Genomic DNA, 5,358 nt, shown 5'->3' on the forward strand with positions numbered 1-5,358 from the left:
GTTGCGGCCGGCCCGCTGGCGACGGCCCTGAATGACTTTGCCGTCGCCGCCGGCGTCAGCCTGTCGACCGATCCCGCGCAGACGCGCGGCCTGCGTTCGCCCGGCGTGCGCGGCAGCTTTGGCGTGGCGCAGGGCTTTGCCCAGGTGCTGGCCGGCAGCGGCATGGAAGCGGTGCAGCTGCCCAACGGCGCCTACGTGCTGCGCCAGGCGGCGCCATCCTCCGCAGCGGCGGCCGGCGTGGAAAAGACCATGGCGCCCGTGACGGTCAGCGCCAGCATGGAGCGCGACCCCGTCAGTGAGCACAGCAACTCGTATGCGGCCCGCGCCGTCACCGTCGGCAAGGGCGTGCAAACCCTGCGCGAAATTCCCCAGTCCGTCAGCGTCGTCACGCGCCAGAAGATGGATGACCAGAACCTCAACACCATCGACGCCGTGCTGGCCAATACCACCGGCATCACCATGTACGACAGCCCCATGGGCGGACGCTATGTGTATTCGCGCGGCTTCATGGTCGACACGTACCAGTTCGACGGCGTGAACCGCGCCATGTACTACCCGCAGGCGAACAGCTTTACCAGCAATACGGCCATGCTGGACCGCGTGGAAATCGTGCGCGGCGCTACGGGCCTGCTGCAGGGCACCGGTTCGCCCGGCGCCGCCATCAACATGGTGCGCAAGCGCCCGCTGGCGGAAAAGCAGGTGCAGCTGGCGCTCAGCGCGGGCCGCTGGAACGACGTGCGCGGCGAAGTCGACGTCACCGGCCCCTTGAACGAGTCCGGCAGCATCCGTGGCCGCGCCGTGGCCGCGCATGACCAGCGCGATTATTTCTATGACGTGGCCGACAGCCGCACGGACGTGCTGTACGGCGTGCTGGAATTCGACCTGGCGCCGGGCAGCAAGCTGACGACGGGCGCCAGCTACGAAAAACTGCATTCGACGCCGTTCTTTTCCGGCATGCCCCGCTTCCGCGACGGCAGCGACCCGCACCTGCCCCGCTCGACCTTCCTGGGCGCCGACTGGAACCGCTGGGATAGCAAACAGACGGCCGTCTTCGCCGAATTCGAGCACCGTTTCGACGCCGACTGGTCGTTGAAAGCCAGCGCCAACTACACGCGCGAGCGGCATGATGTGAAATACATGTTCAGCCAGGGCGCGCTCGATCCCGCCACCCTGGCCGGCATGATGATGTATGGCGGCGTGTTCGACTACGGCACCACCAACAAGGGCATCGACCTGTCGCTGGACGGCAAATTCAATGCCTTCGGCCGCCGCCACGGCTTCAGCGCCGGCATCAATACGAACCGGCTGGAAAGCGACAGCGATTTCAGCCTGGCCTTGCTGCAGCAGGCGAACAACCCGCTGCGGCCCAATCACGGCGTGGCCGAACCGAGCGATGCGTGGTTCCGTGAAAACAGCTACCGGGGCGATCCCAGCATCACGAAGATGACGCAGACGGGCGCGTATGGCGTGGCCCGCTTCAGCGTCAGCGACCCGCTCACCGTGGTGGCCGGCGCGCGCGTGTCGAACTACAAATCGAGCAGCGTGTACCGCGACACGGGCGAGGTGTATATCGACCCGTACCGCGAAAACGGCGTCGTCACGCCGTATGGCGGCGTGATCTATGCGTTCGACCCGCGCTGGTCCGGCTATGCCAGCGTGTCCGACATCTTCCAGCCGCAAAACCAGCGCACGGCCGAAGGCGCCCTGCTCGATCCGCTCAAGGGCCGCAACCTGGAAGCGGGCGTGAAGGGTGAACTGTTCGACGGCAAGGTGAATGCATCGCTGGCGCTGTTCCGCATCGAGCAGCGCAACCGCGCGGAGCTCGACCTGGTCAATACCTGTTCCAGCGGCACGGAGTGCTATTTCTCGGCGGGCAAGGTGCGCAGCGAAGGCGTCGATGCGGAAATCAGCGGTGAAGTGGCGCCGGGCTGGCAGCTGTTCGCCGGCTACACGCTGAACAATTTCAAATATCTGGAGCAGACGTCGAACGCGGGCGTGATGTTCGCCAGCACCTACTCGCCGCGCCACATGCTGCGCGCGTGGAGCGACTACCGCCTGCCCGGCGCCCTGCAGAAGTGGAGCGTGGGCGGCGGCGTGAACTTCCAGACGGAAAGCTCGCGCGTGACGCAGAACATCACGGTGGCGCAAGGCGCGTATGCCTTGTGGAGCGCGCGCGCCGCCTACCAGATCGACCGCAACTGGACGGCGTCGCTGTCCGTGACGAACCTGCTCGACAAGCGCTACTACCAGACGGTGGGCGCGCCGGCGTGGGGCAATTTCTATGGCGAGCCGCGCAAGGCGCAACTGACCTTGCGCGCGCGTTTCTAAACGAAACGCTTATGCCGGAGGACGCATAGGCGCCTTCGGCAGCGGAATGAATTCCGTCTCGCCCGGCACCTGCCCCATGCGCTGGGCGCTCCAGTCGTCGGCCGCCTGCGCCAGGCGCTCCTTGCTCGACGAGACGAAATTCCAGAACAGGTAGCGGTGGCCGTCCAGCGGCTCGCCGCCGATGACGACGAACTGCACCGCGCCGCCGCCTGCCGTCACGACAGGCACCGTGCCCGCCTCCAGCAAGGCCATGGTGTGCGGCGCGAGCGCCACGCCGTCGACCAGCACTTCCCCGCTGACCGGATAAATCGCCGCTTCCTCCGGCAAGCCTTCCAGGCGCAGCTCGCGCCCCGCCTGCAGCGCCACGTCCAGGTACACCGTCTGCATGTAGGTGCGCACGGGCGAGGTCTGGCCAAAGGCCGTGCCGATCAACACCTTCACCACGGCGCCATCGAGCGGCACGACGGGAATGTCGGCCTGCGGCGTGTGCGTGAAGCTCGGTTCGTCTTCCTCGTGCGCCTTCGGCAGCGCGGCCCACAACTGCAAGCCGTGCGTGCGGTGCGGCTGGCCCGCCAGGTCCTGCGGCGTGCGTTCCGAATGCACGATGCCGCGCCCGGCCGTCATCCAGTTGATGGCGCCCGGCTCGATGCGCTGGCAGGAACCGATGCTGTCGCGATGGTCGATCGCGCCCTCGAACAGATAGGTGACGGTGGCCAGGCCGATATGCGGATGCGGGCGCACGTCGTGGTTGGCGTCGGGCGCCACGTCGATGGGGCCGAAATGGTCAAAGAAGATGAAGGGACCGACGGCCTGTTTCACGGCGGACGGCAGCAGGCGGCGCACGACAAAGCCGCCGCCCAGGTCCTTCTCGTGGCTTTTCAGGATGGCCGCGCTCATGCCAGCACCGTCGTGATTTCCGTGGTGACGGCCGTCATCAGCTTGTGGATCGGGCACTTGCCGGCGGCCGACAGCAGTTCCTGGCGCTGCGCCTCCGTCAGCTCGCCCGTCAGGTGCAAGGTGGTGGCCAGGCGATACACGCCCTTGCGTTCTTCGCTGGCATCGCGCTCGGTCGACACTTCCACGTGTTCCAGCGGGATACCCTTGTGCTTCGCGTACCAGACCACGGTGAGGGCCTTGCAGGCCGACAGGGCCGCGTCGTACAGGTCGTGCGGCGACGGGCCGGCATCGCCGCCCCCTTCGGCCACCGAGGCGTCGGCGGAAAGGATGTGGTCGCGTACGTGCACGATGTGGCGCATGGGTTGCGACTGGTCGCGGATGGCTTTGATGGTCATGGCGTTCCTTGATGCGTTTGGAAAGCCACAATTTACACCGTTTGCCCGCTTTGCGCAGCCAGCTGCCCGGCTAACTGGTCATTTGATACGGAATACGGCATCGACCGTCTGCCCCATCCTGAGGGCGGTGACCATCAGCATGTCGTCGGGATTTTGCCGCTCGCGGCTCCCTTCCCGGTGGTAGCGGTCGGACGGCACGAGGCCCACCGCATTGTCCAGGTTTTTCAGCTGCTCCGACGAGATGCCGGCCACGGCGCCCACGCGCTTGCCGACGCCGCGCGCCATGGCGTCGGCCTTGCGCTGCGCATCCTTGACGGCCTCGCCCATCAGCTCTTCTTCCAGCCGCACGCGCTGCGTGGCGCCGACGGTGACGGCAAACGCATCGAGGTTGGGCATGGCCAGCAGCGGCCCCATGACGGCGGGCCATTTCGACAAATCCGTCACGTTGATATGCACGCTGGCCTTGATCTGGTATTGCGGATGGGCCGGGTCCTGTTCCGCGCCCTTGCGGATTTCCTTGCGCAGGTCACGCACCTCGATGCCGGCCGCCGCTTGCGGCAAGCCCTGCTCGGCCAGCAGCGCCCTGATTTCCCCGATGCGCGCCGCTACCTGCGCGGTGGCCACGTCCGGCGCCGGGTCGAAGGCACTGACGTCGAAATCGCTCTCGCCTAGGTCCGGCGTGAAGAAGCTGTAGGCCGTTCCCGTCGCATGGATAAAGGGATAGGACGGCAAATCACCAGCCAGGGCGGAGATGGGCAGGCAGGCGAAGTCGAGGGACAGCAGGCGGCGTTTGAACACGGACACTCCAGCACGGTTAAGGTGCATGAAGCATCCGTCAAGATGACCAATAGGACAACAATTCAGTCGAGCGTGCGCGCCACCCGGAAGCCGACGATGTCGTTCGACAGCACGGTGGAAAAACCGTTGCGCAGGGCCGAGCGCAGATAGCGCGGGTGGTACAGCCAGGAGCCGCCGCGCAGGATGCGCCTGCTGGTATCGCCATCCGTTTCCCACGCGCTGGCGTCGAGGGGCGCGCCTTCGTAATTGTCATGCACCACGTCCTGCACCCATTCCCACACATTGCCATGCATGTCGTACAGGCCCCACGGGTTAGGCGCAAACGTGCCAAGGGGACTGGTGCCGCCGCGGTACACGCCGCGCGGGCCGCCGTTGTAGACATACAGGCCGTCGTAGTTGGCTTGCTCCGTGCTGATGGTATCGCCCACGTTGAAGGCCGTGCGCGTGCCGGCGCGGCATGCATATTCCCATTCCGCTTCGCTGGGCAGGCGGTACTGCCGGCCCGTGCGCTCGCGCAGCCAGGCCAGGTACAGCTGCGCGTCATTCCAGCTCACGCCGACGACGGGATGCTGCTCGTTCTGCACGAAGCCCGGATTGTCCCAGTCCGTCTCGGCGCCGCCGCCTTCCCATCCCGTCGCTTTCACGAACGCGCGCCATTCACCCACGCTGACGGGGTGGCGCGCCAGCGCGAACGGCCGCTCGATGCCGACCCAGTGCTGCGGTTTTTCGCGGTCCAGCCAGGTCTGCTGCGAGCCAGCCTGGAGAGCGGCCTTGTGTTCCGTCTCGTGTGCGCCCATCTGGAAGCGGCCGCTGGGGATCGAGCACCAGTTCCGGCCCCTGCCCCGTGCCGTCGAGGAAGTCGTCGCGCAGCACGCCCTCGGCATTGGCGACTGTCTGCACGGCTTCCGCCGGCGCGGCTGGCACGGCGGCTGGCGCCGGC

The 5,358-nt window shown here is 66.7% G+C and carries 5 protein-coding genes; 1 reads left to right on the forward strand and 4 read right to left on the reverse strand.

The genetic code is table 11. From position 1 onward, the window contains the following. Window positions 1–2,328 (forward strand): TonB-dependent receptor (locus JaAD80_RS29620; protein WP_180979675.1); only part of this gene is annotated, 2,328 nt, incomplete at its 5' end. Window positions 2,329–2,337: 9 nt separating this feature from the next. Here JaAD80_RS29620 and JaAD80_RS29625 read toward each other — a convergent pair. From JaAD80_RS29625 to JaAD80_RS29640, 4 genes are all read right to left on the reverse strand, one after another. After that, entirely contained in the window at window positions 2,338–3,225 is an 888-nt protein-coding gene (locus JaAD80_RS29625) for a pirin family protein (RefSeq protein ID WP_102299734.1), read from the reverse strand. Further along, window positions 3,222–3,620 carry an OsmC family protein gene (locus JaAD80_RS29630; protein ID WP_102299736.1) on the reverse strand — a complete coding sequence of 133 codons (399 nt, stop codon included), beginning with the start codon at window positions 3,618–3,620 and terminating at the stop codon, window positions 3,222–3,224. Before JaAD80_RS29630 ends, JaAD80_RS29625 begins: the two co-directional genes overlap by 4 nt. Before the next feature lie 78 nt (window positions 3,621–3,698). Then, complete coding sequence (locus JaAD80_RS29635; protein ID WP_258003267.1) at window positions 3,699–4,418, reverse strand: SIMPL domain-containing protein; 720 nt, start codon at window positions 4,416–4,418, stop codon at window positions 3,699–3,701. Between the two features lie 62 nt (window positions 4,419–4,480). Continuing rightward, window positions 4,481–5,215: a formylglycine-generating enzyme family protein gene (locus JaAD80_RS29640; RefSeq protein ID WP_308410663.1), complete on the reverse strand. Its 735-nt coding sequence runs from the start codon at window positions 5,213–5,215 to the stop codon at window positions 4,481–4,483. Window positions 5,216–5,358: the final 143 nt, after the last annotated feature.

It is taken from the genome of Janthinobacterium sp. AD80, assembly GCF_002878455.1.
In the GTDB taxonomy this organism is placed as follows: domain Bacteria; phylum Pseudomonadota; class Gammaproteobacteria; order Burkholderiales; family Burkholderiaceae_D; genus Janthinobacterium.

Coding starts and splice junctions, on each gene's coding strand:
- JaAD80_RS29625 (WP_102299734.1), bottom strand. CDS start 3,225: ATGAGCGCGGCCATCCTGAAAAGCCACGAGAAGGACCTGGGCGGCGGC.
- JaAD80_RS29630 (WP_102299736.1), bottom strand. CDS start 3,620: ATGACCATCAAAGCCATCCGCGACCAGTCGCAACCCATGCGCCACATC.
- JaAD80_RS29640 (WP_308410663.1), bottom strand. CDS start 5,215: ATGGGCGCACACGAGACGGAACACAAGGCCGCTCTCCAGGCTGGCTCG.